This window comes from Pseudomonas putida (assembly GCF_001941965.1).
In the GTDB taxonomy this organism is placed as follows: domain Bacteria; phylum Pseudomonadota; class Gammaproteobacteria; order Pseudomonadales; family Pseudomonadaceae; genus Aquipseudomonas; species Aquipseudomonas putida_L.
Genome location: NZ_MKZO01000017.1, coordinates 98,247 through 113,698, shown reverse-complemented (window position 1 = coordinate 113,698; position 15,452 = coordinate 98,247). Strand labels below are relative to the sequence as shown.

18 protein-coding genes are annotated in these 15,452 nt (G+C 63.0%); 8 read left to right on the top strand and 10 right to left on the bottom strand.

Annotated elements, in window-relative coordinates; all coding sequences use genetic code 11:
- Window positions 1-68: 68 nt before the first annotated feature.
- Complete coding sequence (locus tag PSEMO_RS11560) at window positions 69-437, bottom strand: hypothetical protein (protein WP_144443566.1); 369 nt, start codon at window positions 435-437, stop codon at window positions 69-71.
- 45 nt (window positions 438-482) lie between these two features.
- Window positions 483-1,034 carry a GNAT family N-acetyltransferase gene (locus PSEMO_RS11555; RefSeq protein WP_075803203.1) on the bottom strand — a complete coding sequence of 184 codons (552 nt, stop codon included), beginning with the start codon at window positions 1,032-1,034 and terminating at the stop codon, window positions 483-485.
- Window positions 1,035-1,162: 128 nt separating this feature from the next.
- On the opposite strand from PSEMO_RS11555, the gene PSEMO_RS11550 reads away from it, so the two are divergent.
- Window positions 1,163-1,483 (top strand): low molecular weight protein tyrosine phosphatase family protein, encoded by a 321-nt coding sequence (locus PSEMO_RS11550; RefSeq protein ID WP_075803202.1) that lies wholly within the window; start codon window positions 1,163-1,165, stop codon window positions 1,481-1,483.
- 156 nt (window positions 1,484-1,639) lie between these two features.
- On the opposite strand, the gene PSEMO_RS11545 is transcribed toward PSEMO_RS11550, so the two are convergent.
- From PSEMO_RS11545 to PSEMO_RS11525, 5 genes are all read right to left on the bottom strand, one after another.
- Entirely contained in the window at window positions 1,640-1,945 is a 306-nt protein-coding gene (locus PSEMO_RS11545) for a hypothetical protein (protein ID WP_075803201.1), read from the bottom strand.
- 814 nt (window positions 1,946-2,759) lie between these two features.
- Entirely contained in the window at window positions 2,760-2,999 is a 240-nt protein-coding gene (locus tag PSEMO_RS11540) for a hypothetical protein (protein ID WP_075803200.1), read from the bottom strand.
- Between the two features lie 118 nt (window positions 3,000-3,117).
- Complete coding sequence (locus tag PSEMO_RS11535) at window positions 3,118-3,318, bottom strand: hypothetical protein (RefSeq protein ID WP_075803199.1); 201 nt, start codon at window positions 3,316-3,318, stop codon at window positions 3,118-3,120.
- Complete coding sequence (locus PSEMO_RS11530) at window positions 3,318-3,758, bottom strand: hypothetical protein (protein ID WP_075803198.1); 441 nt, start codon at window positions 3,756-3,758, stop codon at window positions 3,318-3,320. Before PSEMO_RS11530 ends, PSEMO_RS11535 begins: the two co-directional genes overlap by 1 nt.
- 359 nt (window positions 3,759-4,117) lie before the next feature.
- Window positions 4,118-5,020, bottom strand: a complete 903-nt coding sequence (locus tag PSEMO_RS11525) for a DMT family transporter (protein WP_075803197.1) — start codon at window positions 5,018-5,020, stop codon at window positions 4,118-4,120.
- Between the two features lie 171 nt (window positions 5,021-5,191).
- On the opposite strand from PSEMO_RS11525, the gene PSEMO_RS11520 reads away from it, so the two are divergent.
- A complete protein-coding gene (locus tag PSEMO_RS11520) occupies window positions 5,192-6,085 on the top strand; it encodes a LysR substrate-binding domain-containing protein (RefSeq protein WP_075803196.1) in 894 nt (297 codons plus the stop codon).
- A gap of 100 nt (window positions 6,086-6,185) precedes the next feature.
- Window positions 6,186-6,890 (top strand): SDR family oxidoreductase, encoded by a 705-nt coding sequence (locus PSEMO_RS11515; RefSeq protein WP_075803195.1) that lies wholly within the window; start codon window positions 6,186-6,188, stop codon window positions 6,888-6,890.
- Window positions 6,891-7,001: 111 nt separating this feature from the next.
- Here the strand turns inward: PSEMO_RS11515 and PSEMO_RS11510 are convergent, their stop codons facing one another.
- A complete protein-coding gene (locus tag PSEMO_RS11510) occupies window positions 7,002-7,352 on the bottom strand; it encodes a hypothetical protein (RefSeq protein ID WP_075803194.1) in 351 nt (116 codons plus the stop codon).
- An 86-nt stretch (window positions 7,353-7,438) separates the two neighbouring features.
- Window positions 7,439-8,341 (bottom strand): LysR family transcriptional regulator, encoded by a 903-nt coding sequence (locus tag PSEMO_RS11505; protein WP_075803209.1) that lies wholly within the window; start codon window positions 8,339-8,341, stop codon window positions 7,439-7,441.
- 85 nt (window positions 8,342-8,426) lie between these two features.
- On the opposite strand from PSEMO_RS11505, the gene PSEMO_RS11500 reads away from it, so the two are divergent.
- The 4 genes from PSEMO_RS11500 to gudD all read left to right on the top strand — a co-directional run bounded on the left by PSEMO_RS11500 (window position 8,427) and on the right by gudD (window position 13,329).
- Complete coding sequence (locus PSEMO_RS11500) at window positions 8,427-9,212, top strand: NAD(P)H-dependent oxidoreductase (RefSeq protein WP_075803208.1); 786 nt, start codon at window positions 8,427-8,429, stop codon at window positions 9,210-9,212.
- 185 nt (window positions 9,213-9,397) lie between these two features.
- Window positions 9,398-10,429, top strand: a complete 1,032-nt coding sequence (locus PSEMO_RS11495; RefSeq protein ID WP_075803193.1) for a LacI family DNA-binding transcriptional regulator — start codon at window positions 9,398-9,400, stop codon at window positions 10,427-10,429.
- Window positions 10,430-10,577: 148 nt separating this feature from the next.
- The gene (locus PSEMO_RS11490; RefSeq protein WP_075803192.1) at window positions 10,578-11,945 is read left to right on the top strand and encodes an MFS transporter; all 1,368 of its coding nucleotides are present in this window, start codon (window positions 10,578-10,580) and stop codon (window positions 11,943-11,945) included.
- A gap of 34 nt (window positions 11,946-11,979) precedes the next feature.
- Entirely contained in the window at window positions 11,980-13,329 is a 1,350-nt protein-coding gene (gene gudD / locus PSEMO_RS11485) for a glucarate dehydratase (protein ID WP_075803191.1), read from the top strand.
- 138 nt (window positions 13,330-13,467) lie between these two features.
- On the opposite strand, the gene PSEMO_RS11480 is transcribed toward gudD, so the two are convergent.
- On the bottom strand, window positions 13,468-14,082 hold the full coding sequence (locus PSEMO_RS11480) for a TetR/AcrR family transcriptional regulator (RefSeq protein ID WP_075803190.1): 615 nt from the start codon (window positions 14,080-14,082) through the stop codon (window positions 13,468-13,470).
- Window positions 14,083-14,226: 144 nt separating this feature from the next.
- On the opposite strand from PSEMO_RS11480, the gene PSEMO_RS11475 reads away from it, so the two are divergent.
- The gene (locus PSEMO_RS11475; protein WP_075803189.1) at window positions 14,227-15,432 is read left to right on the top strand and encodes a serine hydrolase domain-containing protein; all 1,206 of its coding nucleotides are present in this window, start codon (window positions 14,227-14,229) and stop codon (window positions 15,430-15,432) included.
- Window positions 15,433-15,452 lie beyond the last annotated feature (20 nt).

The following is a 15,452-nucleotide window of genomic DNA, read 5'->3' as shown; positions in this document are numbered from 1 at the left end:
GGGCGGAGCCGCGGGCGGATTCGGTTGTGGGGGGGTGGTGAGAAGACATGTACGTTCAGGGCTGAAACTCATAGTGCGTGACTCGAGCCGGTTTTTGAGTCTTGAAATTCTTTGATTTTCTTGCTGGATAGCAAATAGTTGGCGCTTGCAGCCATCAGCGCTGCAGTAGCGAACAAGGCCGCACTCCAGGCGGGGCTGGCACTCCATGTTTCAACTGCGCTGTTGAAAGCGCTGTGAGCTGAGTAGGCACACACGATTATCATGATTTTGCAGGCGACTACGCTTCCATGGAGTGCCAGTAGAGACAGCATCACACCGAGCAATGCCGGTGTCAGGTCTTTCGATTGCACGGCGTCGAGGACATACAGCGCGCTACAGGCGATATGCAGCGCGATGATCAGGATGAAAGGTCGTGGTGGTTTTTTCATTGGGGTCATGATTTGAGACTAGGATTATGATCGGTCGGTACAAATGTCAGCAGGTTATTTATCGAGCGTACGAAGCCACTCATCTCGAGTCATCTCCCAGATTTCCTTCTGCATCCGCCCGGACACGAAACTTCCGGGCTGAGTGTCAACCAGGCGCATGCCCTCGCGCACCGAGACTTTTCGTGAAGCATCGTTTTCGCTCGCTTTCGGCACTTGCATGGCCGCCTGGTGCAAGGTCTCAAACCAGTAAGCATTGACCACGGTGCAAGCTTCCCGAATGTAACCCTGGCCTTGCCACTGTGGCGAAAGCCAAAAGCCCCGATTGTTTCCGGGTTGCTTGTAAAGGCTGATGCTGCCGATTTTTCGGGTGGGGTCCGAGGTGAGTGCGATCATCCAATGCCATTCGTGCCCTGCAGCAATCGCCGGGAGAGCGATATCACGCACGTAGGTCAGCGCGCCATCGTCGGGATAGGGCCAAGGCACGCGACTATCGAGGTAACGGACGACCTCCCAATGCGGGAACAGCTCTTGAATAGCAGTGGCGTCGCTCAGTTGGAGCGGGGTGAGCAGCAGGCGGGCTGTCTTGAGGACGGGCGTGCTTTCCATGACGCAGTTCCTTTGCGAGGGCATGACTGAAGCAAGCCGTAGTGTCGCAGTGCTGGAACCATGATGTCGAGAGGCCATATGCTGGTGGTTTGCGCATCGGCGACATTCACTCTTCGACCGGATAGACAGTGACCAATCTTCTTTTCGTTTGTAGCCGCAATCAGTGGCGCAGTCCCACCGCTGAGACCATGTGGCGTCGGCGGGCTGGCTTCAGTGCTCGTTCGGCGGGCACCAGTCCGAATGCTCGCAGGTCGGTTGGTCCCACCGATATTCGGTGGGCCGACGTCATCTTTGTGATGGAGCGAAAGCACCTGCAACGGTTGCAGGCGGAGTACGCGCGCTTGCTGGAGCACAAGCGGGTCCATGTGCTGGATATTCCGGATGACTTTCGTTACATGGACCCGGAGTTGGTTTCCATGCTGGAGGACACTGTAAGTTCATATCTCTGAGTGAATACAGCAGGAGAGGAGGGTGGCAACTGCGTGTGAGGTTGGCGGACCGGTCCACAGAGAAAACCCGGCGCGCCTGAAGGCGCCCTTACGCGCAGTTGCCATCAAGCATGGATCTGTAGGGCCGCATGTGCGGCCCGTTAAGCGATGAACCTCTCAGCTTTCGATTTGCGGGCAGGCCGTTCCTTTGCGCAGCGCCTCGGTCAGCGCCTGACAGATTTCCAGCGATTGCCAGGTGGCCCATGCCTTGTCCGCCAAGGGGCGGGAGAGCATGTCGCAGAGTTGGGCGTTGGATTCGAAGGCTGAGGTGATCGCAGCCGAGAGGTGGGCCAGAGCATCTTCGATATCGGCATCCGGGCATACGGCGAAGATATGGGGATGGGCGCCGGCGCAGGTGCCGAAGTGGACGTTGGCGGTTTTACGGCGGGGTGGGGCGGGTGGATCTGGAACCATCTTTTTCATTGCGTAGTGCTCCTGAAGAGGAAAGGAGCCGACACGCAACCGCTACCAAACGATTGGGTGGCGACCGTACGCAGGTTGGTAGACCGGACTTCAGGCTCCCCGGCGCACCCGTAGGCGCCCAGCGTACAGCCGCCATAACAAAACCAGCCGGACTGAGCCGATTGGATTGATGGGACATGCACGCCTGAAGTCAGAAGTCAGGCTACCAAACCTGAGTCGCTAAACCGCAGCGACCGGCGAAGACTAGGTAACCATTTCCAGATGTGCAACGGCTGAAGAGGCGGAAAAGTATGCTTGGGAAATTGCCTACATGAAAGTCGGAAATTGAAGGGATTTTGTAGGAAGAAGTGGCGGGTTTAGCTGGATATTGGAGCTGGGACTGTGAGGTGTATCTTCACCAAAGAAGGGAGGGGTGGCAGCTGTACATGGGTTGGTAGACCGGTAATCAAGGAACCCGGCGCGTTGCGGAGAATACGCCCCATGCACAGCTGCCATGAAGATTTGGCAGGGGGAAAGCATGCTCTGGAAACCAGCAGCTGAAAATCCGAGCGAGGGGAAGCTGTTGTAGGCGGATGCTGATGATTCTGTAGTGATTAGGGCGGTGGATTCACTGGCGTAATCGCTGGCAAGCCAGCTCCCACAGTGGCGGTGGTGAGCCTGGGACTGATTGGTGGCAGGCGGTGGAGTCGTCGGGGAATCAGAGTTCGCAGGTGGGCTGATACGTCGAGGTGGATGGTTTTGGGGCCGCTGTGCGGCCCTTCGCGAGCAAGCTCGCTCCCACAAGGATCGGCGTTGTAGCGCAGGTATTGGTCGATCAGTTCGAGAGGCGTACCCGCTGCCATTCGTTCCAGCAGTCCTCGGCGACGATGTCTTGGTAGCCGCGCTCCTGTTCCATGGCGTAGGCGGTACTGAAGGTCACGGCGATGCAGGTGGCTGCATCGCGGATGGCGACGGTTTCAGGCTCGGTGAGAGGGGAGCCTTTGCGGTTTTCGGCGGCTTGGAGCAGGGTGACGAGCGCCGGGGTGAAGACGAGGCATAGGGGTTCTGTTGGCATGGGGCTTTGCTCGTGGGATCTGGAATGCTGCAAGGCAGGGGCTCGTGCTGGATGGTTTTGGGACCGCTTTGCGATCCTTCGCGGGCAAGCCTCGCTCCTACCTTGATTTGCAGTGTGCTTATTTGATGGTGAAGAGCTGGGAGATCAGTTGCAGGGCTTGCTCGCCCTTGGCTTCGTACAGCTCGTGGAGCGGGTTTTGGTCCGTGAGCTTGTGCAGCCGGAAGTGGTTGTAGAACGCCTGACCCAGCCGCTGCTGATCGAAACTTCCCGAATGCCAGAGGCGCAGGAATTCCTCGTAAGCTGCTTGTTCGATTTCCATCAGTTCGGCTTCCTTCCCAGAATGATATTTCGGCAATCCAATGTCAGTTCGTCCAGGTGCGGTGCCAGTTCCTTCGCGCCGAGCAAGTCCAGAGCGTGGGCTGCTGCGTCCCGCAGTGGCTGCCATTCCTCATGAATGTACATGTGCTGGTTTCCACAGTGAAAGGCAGCTTCAGACAGGTCGTTGCTTAGCTGCCAGACCTTTTCCAGCGCCGATCGCACGTCCATCGGCAAGGCCTTGCCTGCGACCTCCAGCACCTCGTTGACCGGCAACATCTTCTCCGACCAGGTCTCACAGGCCGGGCAAGAGGGGATCGAGTAGCGCTGCACCTCTGCCGAGGCTGCCAGGAAGTCGAGCGCCGGGATGGCCAGGCATACGGCAAGTATCCGCTTGAATTCGTCTTGTCCGTACCATTCCCAGAGTCTGTCGGGGAAGTCCATTGTCCACTCCGTTTGCGATGAGGTACTTCAACTGGAGGGGATTATCCGGGGCTTGTATTGCTCTGGCCAGGGGCGCGCGTTTGGTGGTGGATTCACTGACGTCATCGCGGGTGAACCCGCTCCCACATGGGTTCTGTGTTGCAGCAGACAACTGGGTGGTGGGCTGGTTTCAACTGTGTTGCTGATGGCCTCATCGCTGGCAAGCCAGCTCCCACAGGGTCCGCGTTGCGGCTACATTTTATGGTCCATCCAGAGTTCCGGGCCGGGTTGAATTCGTAAGTCATGACCACGATCCCGCGGCTGGCCGTGAACCCTGTGGGAGCTGGCTTGCCAGCGATGAGGCCATCAGCAACACCCTCTCAATCCCGCTGAAATTCACCCCTCCGCCACCCACCAACCCGCATCTGTACCAACCCAACCCCACCCAGAATCAACCCCACCGCCACCCACGAACTCCCCGTCACCGGCTCCCCCAACCAGGCCCCGATCACCAGCGCCACCACCGGCGGAATATAGGTCACCGCCGAAGCCGCCACCGCCCCGAACGCCGCGACAATCAGGTAATACGCCAGATAAGCCGCGCCAGTCCCCAGCAGCCCCAACCCGAACACCAACCCCACCCAGGCCCCGGTGTCGACGAACACCGCGTCGATCCCCTGCAACGGCGTAACCACCAGCAACATCACCAGCGCCAACCCGATCTGATAAGTCACCAACGCCACCGCCGGCAGCCCCAGCGGGCTGATGTAGCGCTTCGCATACACGAACGAACACCCCACGCTGCACGACCCGAGAATCATGTACAGCACCCCCAGCGGATCGATCGCCCCCTGCGTCGACCAGGGTCGCGCCACCAGCAGAATGCCGAGAAACCCCAGCCCGACCCCGAGCACCTTCAAGCCACTGAGCGGCTCGCTGCGCAAGAAAACCCAGGCACAGAGAAAGGTGAACAGCGGAATCGCCCCGCCGAGCATCCCGGCGATGCTGGTGTCCAGCAGCGCCGTGCCCTTGGCGAAGGCGAAGTAGTAGACCGCCGTCGCCAGCAGCGACATCACCAGGAAGTGCTGCGCATGCCGCCAGTGCTCACGCCGCAGCGCGCCGCTGAGCAGGGCATACACCAGCACCGGGACGAAGCCGAACAGCACCCGCAACAGGGTGATCTGCAAGGGCGAGATGTACTGGGCAGCGGACTTGACGAAGACGAAGTTGCTGCCCCAGATAACGCCGAGGAAGACGAAGGCGGCGATGGCAGGCTTTTTCATGACGGGGCCTTTGGCTGAGCGGATGGTTTTTCTACTGGCCGGGGTTTCCATCCCACGATGCGGCGGGTAGCCTCGAGTCCAGCAGTCCTTGATGCCAGCGCAGGCTAGCAAGCCCGCGTCGGAGCCAGAGAGACAGCCAAACTTTCCCACTCCAGTAGAAAATCCATCGCCATGTCAGCAGGCTTCCCCGGTTTGCCCTCCCTCAACGCCCTGCGCATGTTCGAAGTGGTGGCGCGACACCTGAACTTTCGCCTCGCCGCCGAGGAACTGGGCCTGACCCAGGCCGCCGTGGCCCAGCAGATCCGCGGGCTGGAGGCGAGCCTGGAGATCCGCCTATTCGAGCGCCTGCCCCGGGGCCTGGGTTTGACCGACGCCGGCCGCGCCTACAGCGCCAGCATCCGCAGCGCCCTGGCGATGATCGACGAGGCGACCCGCCTGCTGCGCCCCGAGTCCTCCCACCTGACCGTCAGCGTGACCCCGACCTTCGCCTCGAAATGGCTGATCCCGCGCCTGGGCGGCTTTGCCGAGCGCAATCCGCAGATCGACCTGCGCCTGCTGGCCACCGATCGCCTGTCCCATTTCCACACCGATGGTGTCGATATCGCCGTGCGCTACGGCCAGCCGCCTTTCGGGGGTGGCTTGAACGCCGAATTGTTGATGGAGCAACGGGTGGTGGCCGTGGCGAGTCCGACCTTGCTGGCGGAGAAGGGCACGCCGGAAACCTTCGACGCGCTGCAGGGCTTTGTCGCACTGCACGACGCCCACCATTACTGGCCGTTGTTCGTCGCCGCGCTGTTCCCCGGCCACCCTTCACCGAGCGCGAGAAACCTGCGCTTCAACCAGACTTCCCTGGCCATCGAGGCGGCCATTGGCGGGCAGGGCATCGCCCTGGCCAGCCATGCCTTCGTCAAGGACGATATCGCCGCCAGCCGCCTGGTCCAGGTGTTCAGCCAGGACCTGCGCCTGGACAAGGCCTTCTATCTGGTCTGGCCGCGCAAGGCGCAGCAGTCACCACTGTTGCAGGTGGTCAAGCAGTGGCTGAAGGAACAGGCAGCCGATAGCTGAGCTACTGCCTCTGCAAAGCATCACTGCCTCCCTGGCCTGTGAACCGGCTGCTAGGGTGTAGGGACTCGAAACATCCAGAGTCCGAACCCCAGGAGGCAACATGGCAGTCGAAAAAGTAGCGATCATCACCGCCGCCGGCAGCGGCATGGGCGCGGCCACCGCGCGGCGGCTGGCGGCCGATGGGTACAAGGTCGGGATCCTGTCGTCGTCCGGCAAGGGCGAGGCGCTGGCCAAGGAGCTGGGCGGGGTCGGGGTGACCGGCAGCAACCAGTCGGTGGAAGACCTGCAACGCCTGGTGGACGCCGTGATGGAGCAGTGGGGCCGGGTCGATGTGCTGGTCAACAGCGCCGGCCACGGGCCTCGGGCGCAGATCCTCGAGATCAGCGACGAGGACTGGCACAAGGGCATGGACACCTACCTGCTCAACGTCATCCGCCCGACCCGCCTGGTGGCGCCAATCATGCAGCGGCAGAAGGGTGGGGTGGTGATCAATATCTCCTCGGCCTGGGCCTTCGAGCCGATCGATCTGTTCCCGACTTCGGCGGTGTTCCGCGCCGGGCTGGCGGCGTTTACCAAGATCTTTGCCGATACCTATGCCGGCGATAATGTGCGGATGAACAATGTGCTGCCGGGCTGGATCGACAGCCTGCCGTCGACCGATCAGCGTCGTGACAGTGTGCCGCTGAAGCGCTATGGGACCAGTGAGGAGATTGCGGCGACCATTGCGTTTCTGGCTAGCGAGGGTGCCGGGTATATCACCGGGCAGAATCTGAAGGTGGATGGTGGGGTGACTCGCAGTATCTGATGGTGTTGCTGCTGGCCCTATCGCTGGCAAGCCAGCTCCCACAGTGTCCGCAGCGCTGCTGAACCCTGTGGGAGCTGGCTTGCCAGCGATAGGGCCATAAGCAGCAACTCATTATTCAACCAGTTCCACATAGCTCGACTCACCACCCCCACTGGCCCCCGACAGCCAGCCCCAGACAAAGGCCAGGGTCGTCCGCCCGGCTTCATCCACGCCCACCGTCCCCCGCGACCACCCGGCAAGCATCTCGCCGTCATTGGTCAGGCACTGGAACAGCAACTCGATACTGTCCGGCCCGGTCACCCGGCCGACCTGGTTGCCGACGCGAATCCGGCCACCCTGGTAGGTGCTGGAAATACCGTCGCCGTCGAGCAGGTAGTGGAACACTGTGCCGCTGCCGGAGAGCCCGCTGGCATTGGCGGCGACGGTGAAGCGGCGGTTGTGCAGGCGGGTGTGGAGGTCCATGAAAGGATGCGTCCTTGGCAGTTTCAAAGGCCTCCACCCTATTGGATCGCCAGCGGAAATCAAGCTCGACGCAGACACAGTCGGCATCAGCTTCCCAAGCTGTTAACGATCATCTGCCGCAACCACCGATGTCCCGGATCCCGATGCACCCGCTCCGGCCACAGCATCAGCATCTCGAAGCCGCGCACCGCCAGCGGTGCCTCCATCACCTTCAAGCGCGGGTCCGCCAGCACCAGCCGCTGCGGCACCATCGCCACCAGGTCCGACCCGGCCAGCACCGCCGCCAGCAACATGAAATGCGGTACCGACAGCACCACCTTCCGACTCAAACCCTGCTCCGCCAGCGCTGCATCGGTCGGCCCGTGGAAGCCGCCGCCATCCGGCGAGACGATCACCTGCTCCAAGGCACAGAACTGCTTCAGCGTCGGCTTGCGCTTGAGTTTCGGATGATCGACCCGGCCCACCAGCACATAACGCTCGACGAACAGCGAACGCTGGCGCAGCTCGGCCGGTGCCGCTTCGGCGATATGGAAGGCCATGTCGATCTCGCCGTTCTCGGCCAGGCGCACCATGGCGGACGGCTGCAGATCGAGCACGGCGATGCGGGTCGCCGGTGCGGCGGCACGAATGCCGGCGAGGGCGGGAAGGAGGATGGTCGAGGCGCCATAGTCGGTGGCTGCCACCCGCCAGGTGTGCGTGGCAGTGGCGGGATCGAAGGGCTGCGCCGGGGCGACCGCCAGGTGTAATGCCTCCAGTGCCTGGCGCAACGGCGCACGTAGCGCTTCGGCCCGCGCCGTGGGGCGCATGCCGCGCGGGCCAGGGAGCAGCAGCGGATCGTCGAGCAGGTCGCGCAGCCGGCCCAGTTGCACGCTCACCGTTGGTTGCGCCAGATGCAGGCGCTCCGCGGCGCGGGTCACATTGAGCTCGGTGAGCAGGGCGTCGAGGGTTACCAGCAGGTTGAGGTCGAGGCGCCGCAAGGCATCATGCATGGCAATACCTGGCATATTGGATATTCATTTCAACTATACCGTGTCGCTCGCCATGATGCGCTCCATCACCTTGTGGAGCCTTACCATGAATGTACTGATTGTCTATGCCCACCCCGAACCATGCTCACTTAACGGCGCGCTCAAGGACCATGCGGTCGCGCACTTGCAGCGCCAGGGCCATAGCGTGCAGGTTTCGGACCTTTACGCGATGAATTTCAAGGCGCAGATCGATGCCGACGACAATACCGAAGGTCAGCCGGGCGTGCGTTTCCGGGCTTCGGAGGATTCCCGCCAGGCCTACGCCGCCGGTACCCAGAGCGCCGATATCGCCCTGGAGCAGGACAAGCTGCGCTGGGCCGATGCGGTGATCCTGCAGTTCCCGCTGTGGTGGTTCGGTTTGCCGGCGATCCTCAAGGGCTGGGTCGATCGGGTCTATGCCTATGGGTTTGCCTACGGGGTGGGCGAGCATTCCGATACGCATTGGGGCGACCGCTATGGCGAGGGCAGCATGAGCGGCAAGCGGGCGATGTTGATGGTCAGTACCGGGGGCTGGGAATCTCATTATGCGCCGCGGGGGATCAATGGGCCGATGGAGGCGATTCTGTTTCCGATCCAGCACGGGATCCTGTTCTATCCGGGGTTCGAGGTGCTGCCGCCGTATGTGCTGCATCGCACCAGTCGGGTCGATGAGGCTGGGTTTGCGGCGGCTTGCGGGGAACTTGAGCAACGGCTGGACGGGTTGTGGAGTGATGCGCCGATTGCGTTCCGCCGGCAGAATGGCGGGGATTATCTGATTCCCGAGTTGACCCTCAGGCCCGAGCTGGCGCCGGGGGAGGAGGGGCTTGGGATTCACCTGCAATCCCAAGGCTGATTGTTGGCCCTGCCGGCCTCATCGCTGGCAAGCCAGCTCCCACAGGTTCGGCGGCGCACGCGGACCCTGTGGGAGCTGGCTTGCCAGCGATGAGGCCGGACCAGACAACCTCTTTGCCCCTGCCAGCCTCCCCGTCGTTTTTGCTAAGCTCGCCCCCCAGCAATCACCAGCGCCGGAAGACCCCCGTGGCACGAAAATCCAGAAGAGAACTGGCCCTCGCCGAACAAGGCGAGATCCCGGTCACCGTCATCGACGTAGCCCGGGTGGCAGGCGTTTCGCCGATCACGGTTTCGCGAGCCCTGCACCGTCCGGAGCGGGTCAGCGAAGCCACTCGCGAACGGGTGCTGGAAGTGGTCCGCGAGATGGGCTACGTGCCGAATCTGCTGGCCGGCAGTCTGGCCTCCAGCAAGAGCCGCCTGGTGGCGATCCTCCTGCCAACCCTGGCCAATTCGATCTTCGCCACCCTGGTCCAGTCGGTCATGGAGCGCCTGACCGAGGCGGGTTATCACTCGCTGCTCGGCCCGACCGGCTATTCGCCGGAGAAGGAAGAGGCGCTGCTGGAGGCGATCCTGGGGCGTCGCCCGGACGCCATCGTGCTGACCGGCACCCTGCACACCGACGGCAGCCGCGCGCGCCTGGCTTCGGCGGGCATTCCGGTGGTCGAGGCCTGGGACCTGAGCGAGCACGCCCTGGACATGCAGGTCGGTTTCTCTCATGAAGAGGTAGGACAACTGGTTGCCGAGCATTTCCATGCCAAAGGCTACCAGCGCTTCGCCGTGATCACCGTCGACGACCCTCGCGGCATCCGCCGCTGCGACGGCATGACCCGGCGCCTGACCGAACTCGGTATCGACGATGTACCGGTCGAAGTGCTGCCCCTACCGTCCACCTGGTCGGTCGGCAGGGAAGGGCTGCGCGGCCTGCTGCAACGTGATCCACGCCCGCAACTGGTCTTCTGCAGCTCCGACAGCGTGGCCCTCGGTGTCCTCGCAGAGGCCGCCGCACAAGGCCTGCGCGTCCCCGAAGACATCGCCGTGCTCGGCTTCGGCGACACCGTCGACAGCCAGCACGCCCATCCGGCGCTGTCCACCATCAGCGTCAATTCCGCCGCCATGGGCCGCACCGTGGCCGAGGCCCTGCTGCGTCGCCTGGCCGGCGGCAAGGCAGTGGAACGGCACGATACCGGATTCCGCCTGATCGAACGCGCCAGCACCTGAAAATCCGCTTGTCCGACAAAAAGCCTTTCCTGGTGCTTGAATGATAACGTTATCCATATCATGATAACGTTATCGTTGTACGACGACATACGTCCACGGCGAGCAACCCGACTACCCGCACAACAATAAATCCGTGGGAGCGTTACCCATGCAACAGGCCCAACCGGCTGCCAAGCCGACCCGCGTCCGCTACCTGATTCTGCTGATGCTGTTCCTGGTCACGACGATCAACTTCGCCGACCGCGCGACCATTTCCATTGCCGGCTCGAGCATCCAGAAAGAGCTCGGCGTCGACGCCATCACCCTCGGCTACATCTTCTCCGCCTTCGGCTGGGCCTACGTGCTCGGGCAGATCCCCGGCGGCTGGCTGCTCGACCGCTTCGGCTCGAAGCGGGTCTACGCGGCGAGCATCTTCACCTGGTCGTTCTTCACCTTCCTGCAGGGCTACGTCGGCGAGTTCGGCGCCAGCACGGCGGTGGTCCTGCTGGTGCTGCTGCGCCTGTCGGTGGGGCTGGCGGAAGCGCCGTCGTTCCCCGGCAATTCGCGAATCGTCGCCTCCTGGTTCCCGACCAAGGAACGCGGCACGGCCTCGGCGGTGTTCAACTCCGCGCAGTACTTCGCCACCGCGCTGTTCGCGCCGCTGATGGGCTGGATCGTCTATCGCTTCGGCTGGGAGCATGTGTTCATCATGATGGGCGTGCTTGGCATGCTGTTCTCGCTGGTCTGGCTCAAGGTCATCCACAGCCCGCGCAAGCACCCGCTGGCCAACGCCGCCGAGGTGCAGTACATCGCCGACAACGGTGGGCTGGTCGATCTCGATGAGCAGAAACAGGCGCGCCGCGCAGGCCCGAAATGGGCGTATATCCGCCAACTGCTCAGTAACCGCATGATGGCCGGGGTCTACCTGGGGCAGTTCTGCATCAACTCGCTGACGTATTTTTTCCTCACCTGGTTCCCGGTGTACCTGGTGCAGGAACGCGGCATGACCATCCTCAAGGCCGGGATCATCGCTTCGTTGCCGGCGATCTGCGGTTTCCTCGGCGGCATTCTCGGCGGGGTGTTCTCCGACTGGCTGCTGCGCCGCGGCAACTCTCTGAGCGTGGCGCGCAAGACGCCGATCGTGCTGGGCATGGTCCTGTCCATGTCGATGATCGTGTGCAACTACGTCGAAGCCGACTGGATCGTGGTGGCCTTCATGGCCCTGGCGTTCTTCGGCAAGGGCGTCGGCGCCCTGGGCTGGGCGGTGGTGTCGGACACCTCGCCCAAGCAGATCGCCGGGCTGGCGGGCGGGCTGTTCAACACCATCGGCAACCTGTCCTCCATCTCCACGCCCATCGTCATCGGCTACATCATCGCCGCCACCGGCTCTTTCAAGATGGCCCTGGTGTTCATTGGCATCAACGCCCTGATCGCTGCCATCAGCTACCTGTTCGTGGTCGGTGATATCAAGCGTATCGAACTGCATGGCCTGCCCGAATCCACCCCGGCGCCTGACGCCGTCGCGACCTCCCGTTGAACTCCGCCTACAACAAGACCACAAGGAAATGCCAATGAACGCAATGACCCAGGCTGCCCAGGGCACACCGCTGATCACCGAACTGCAGGTGGTGCCGGTGGCCGGCCACGACAGCATGCTGCTCAACCTCAGCGGCGCCCATGGCCCGTACTTCACCCGCAACGTGCTGATCCTCAAGGACAACGCCGGGCGCACCGGCGTCGGCGAGGTGCCGGGTGGCGAATCCATCCGCAAGACCCTCGAGGATGCCCGCGAGCTACTCATCGGCCAGTCCATCGGCAACTACCAGGGCCTGCTGAACAAGGTGCGCCACGCCTTTGCCGATCGCGATTCTGGTGGCCGGGGCCTGCAGACCTTCGACCTGCGCATTACCGTGCACGCCGTCACCGCGCTGGAGTCCGCGCTGCTCGACCTGCTTGGCCAGCATCTTGAAGTGCCGGTCGCGGCGCTGCTGGGGGAAGGGCAGCAACGCGATGCCGTGGAGATGCTTGGCTACCTGTTCTACGTCGGTGACCGCCAGCGCACCGACCTGCCGTACCGCAGCGAAGCCGATGCCGACAACGCCTGGTTCCGCGTGCGCAATGAAGAAGCCCTGACCCCGGAGCGTGTGGTGCGCCTGGCCGAGGCCGCCTACGAGCGCTATGGCTTCAAGGACTTCAAGCTCAAGGGCGGCGTGCTGCGTGGCGCAGAGGAGATCGAAGCGGTCACGGCCCTGGCCGAGCGTTTCCCCGAGGCGCGTATCACCCTTGACCCGAATGGTGCCTGGTCACTCAAGGAAGCCATCGCCCTGTGCCGGGACCAGCATCAAGTGCTGGCCTATGCCGAAGACCCGTGCGGTGCCGAGAACGGCTACAGCGGCCGTGAAGTGATGGCCGAGTTCCGCCGTGCCACCGGCCTGCGCACCGCGACCAACATGATCGCCACCGACTGGCGGCAGATGGGCCATGCGATCCAGTTGCAGTCGGTGGATATCCCGCTGGCGGACCCGCATTTCTGGACCATGCAGGGTTCGGTACGGGTGGCGCAGATGTGCAATGACTGGGGGCTGACCTGGGGCTCGCACTCCAACAACCACTTCGATATTTCCCTGGCGATGTTCACCCATGTCGCGGCGGCGGCGCCGGGCAATGTCACGGCCATCGACACCCACTGGATCTGGCAGGACGGCCAGCGCCTGACCCGCGAGCCGTTGAAGATCGAAGGCGGGCTGGTGCAGGTGCCGGCCAAGCCTGGGCTGGGGATCGAGCTGGATTGGGATGCGCTGATGCAGGCCCATGAGACCTACCGCAACATGGGCCTGGGTGCCCGGGATGATGCGGTGGCGATGCAGTACCTGGTGCAGGGATGGACCTTCGATAACAAGCGGCCGTGCCTGGTGCGCTGAGCACTGTCGAGCGTTCGATACCGACCTGTGGAAGCTGGCTTGCTCCCACAGGGTTATGTGTCGGCTACTGGAGCCTTGAACCGCTCGACGATTTACGCGATGGCAGTTGATGCGGGCCTGTTGTCGGCTGGTCGTCCATCAGACCGGCCGCATCCCCTCGAATACCAGGCGGGTTGTCAACCGCACCTGCCGCGCATGCGCCTCCCGATCCGGTTCCGCCGAACTCACCAGCCGCAGCAATTGCAGGTGCGAGTAGTCATTGAGCAGAAACGCCGTCAGCTCCACGTCCAGGTCCGCGCGCAGCTTGCCCTGGTCCCGCAGGTCCACCAGCACCTGGGCGATCTGCCCCTGCAACGCCGCATTCATCTCCCGGTACGCCTGCGGCAGTCCCTCGCGCTCGTTGCTCAGGATCAGCGGCAGCAGCTCGCGCCACAGCGGCGCCGGCAGCACCTCCAGCGAGTAGCCGATCAGCAGCGACTCCAGATGACACAGTGCATCCACCGGGTCCTCGAAACGGCCGATCTGCTCCCGCAAGTCCAGCAGCGCGTGGCTGTCCGCCTCGCGGATCATCTCCAGGAGGATTTCCTGCTTGCTGTTGAAGTACTTGAATACCGTCGGCGCCGACACCCCGGCCTCCCGGGCGATCTGCTCCACCGTGGTGGCCTCGAAGCCCTGGCTCTGGAACAGGGCGATGGCCGCGTCGGCGATCGCCTGTCGGCGCTTTTCCTTCTGAAGTTCCCGCAGTCCGCTCACGCTGGCTCCCTGGCTTTGCATCGGTGGGCAGAGAATACCTCTCAGGCTTGTATCGGTAAAATATTTTATTGACTAAAGGTTTTTACAGGGTTAATTCTTTAATGGCATCTGCTCCGACGCAGAGTCATTTCTCAGGATCGACCCATGAGCCTTATCGTCCCCACCGCCCCGCTGATGCAGGGCTTCCCCGCACCGCAAGACCAGCGCGTCACCTGGGCCAACTGGATGCGTCCGCCGTTCAATCGCTGGAGTTTTCGCAACCTGGCGCGGTTGCGGCCCAGCATCGATGTACCTGCCGGGGGCAGGGCGGTACGTGAATTCGAAAGTGCCCCGCAGGCACTGGAGCAGTGGAGTTTCGACAGCGTCGGTGGCCCCTCGGTGAGCGTTGCCGGGCACCTGGAGGCCAGCAACACCGATGCCTTCCTGGTCCTGCAGGAGGGCAAGGTGGTGTACGAGCGCTACTTCAACGGCCAGCAGCCCCATGACCGGCACATCATGTTCTCGGTGACCAAGTCGCTGATCGGCACCCTGGGCGAGCATCTGGTCTCCCTCGGCAAGCTGGATCCGCAGGCCCTCGCCCGCCACTACGTACCCGAACTCGAAGGCAGCGCCTTCGGCGACGCCACGGTGCGGCAACTGTTCGATATGGCCGTGGGCATCGCCTACAGCGAGGTCTACGACGATCCCGCCTCGGAGAGTTCGCAATACGGCTACGCCTGCGGTTTCCAGCCGGCGCCCGAGGCGTACCGGCAGTTCGAGTCGCTGTACCAGTACCTGCCGTCCCTGCGCAAACGCGGCGAGCATGGCGGTTTCTTCCATTACGTCACCGCCACCACCGAAGCCCTGGCCTGGGTGATGGAGCGCGCCGGCGGCGAAGCCTGCAGCACGTTGCTGGAGCAGGTGTGGAGCGCCCTCGGTTGCGAGCGCGATGGTTATTTCATGGCCGATCCCTGGGGTCGTGGCGTGGCCGGAGCCGGCTTCAGCGCGACGGCCCGGGACATGGCGCGCTTCGGCCAGTTGCTGCTGGATGGCGGGCAACAGGATGGCGAACAGTTGATCGCCGCCGACGCCATCGCCCGCATCCTCGGCGGCGCCGATCCGGCGATCTATGCCAACAACGCCGATTTCTCCCACTGGACCCCCGGCGCTTCCTACCGCAGCCAGTGGTACGTGTTCAACGACCACAGCCAGGCCTTGATGGCCGGCGGAATCCACGGCCAGTACCTGTTCATCGACGTGCCGTCGCGCACGGTGATGGTCAAGCAGTCCTCGCTGCCGGAAGCGGTGGACGAACAGGATGCCGACAGCGTGCGCATGCTGCGGGCCATCGCGGCGGGTCTGCGCGGCTGATTACTAGAAACTGCGGATGC

Coding starts and splice junctions, on each gene's coding strand:
- PSEMO_RS11560 (WP_144443566.1), bottom strand. CDS start 437: ATGACCCCAATGAAAAAACCACCACGACCTTTCATCCTGATCATCGCG.
- PSEMO_RS11555 (WP_075803203.1), bottom strand. CDS start 1,034: ATGGAAAGCACGCCCGTCCTCAAGACAGCCCGCCTGCTGCTCACCCCG.
- PSEMO_RS11545 (WP_075803201.1), bottom strand. CDS start 1,945: ATGAAAAAGATGGTTCCAGATCCACCCGCCCCACCCCGCCGTAAAACC.
- PSEMO_RS11540 (WP_075803200.1), bottom strand. CDS start 2,999: ATGCCAACAGAACCCCTATGCCTCGTCTTCACCCCGGCGCTCGTCACC.
- PSEMO_RS11535 (WP_075803199.1), bottom strand. CDS start 3,318: ATGGAAATCGAACAAGCAGCTTACGAGGAATTCCTGCGCCTCTGGCAT.
- PSEMO_RS11530 (WP_075803198.1), bottom strand. CDS start 3,758: ATGGACTTCCCCGACAGACTCTGGGAATGGTACGGACAAGACGAATTC.
- PSEMO_RS11525 (WP_075803197.1), bottom strand. CDS start 5,020: ATGAAAAAGCCTGCCATCGCCGCCTTCGTCTTCCTCGGCGTTATCTGG.
- PSEMO_RS11520 (WP_075803196.1), top strand. CDS start 5,192: ATGTCAGCAGGCTTCCCCGGTTTGCCCTCCCTCAACGCCCTGCGCATG.
- PSEMO_RS11515 (WP_075803195.1), top strand. CDS start 6,186: ATGGCAGTCGAAAAAGTAGCGATCATCACCGCCGCCGGCAGCGGCATG.
- PSEMO_RS11510 (WP_075803194.1), bottom strand. CDS start 7,352: ATGGACCTCCACACCCGCCTGCACAACCGCCGCTTCACCGTCGCCGCC.
- PSEMO_RS11505 (WP_075803209.1), bottom strand. CDS start 8,341: ATGCATGATGCCTTGCGGCGCCTCGACCTCAACCTGCTGGTAACCCTC.
- PSEMO_RS11500 (WP_075803208.1), top strand. CDS start 8,427: ATGAATGTACTGATTGTCTATGCCCACCCCGAACCATGCTCACTTAAC.
- PSEMO_RS11490 (WP_075803192.1), top strand. CDS start 10,578: ATGCAACAGGCCCAACCGGCTGCCAAGCCGACCCGCGTCCGCTACCTG.
- gudD (WP_075803191.1), top strand. CDS start 11,980: ATGAACGCAATGACCCAGGCTGCCCAGGGCACACCGCTGATCACCGAA.
- PSEMO_RS11475 (WP_075803189.1), top strand. CDS start 14,227: ATGAGCCTTATCGTCCCCACCGCCCCGCTGATGCAGGGCTTCCCCGCA.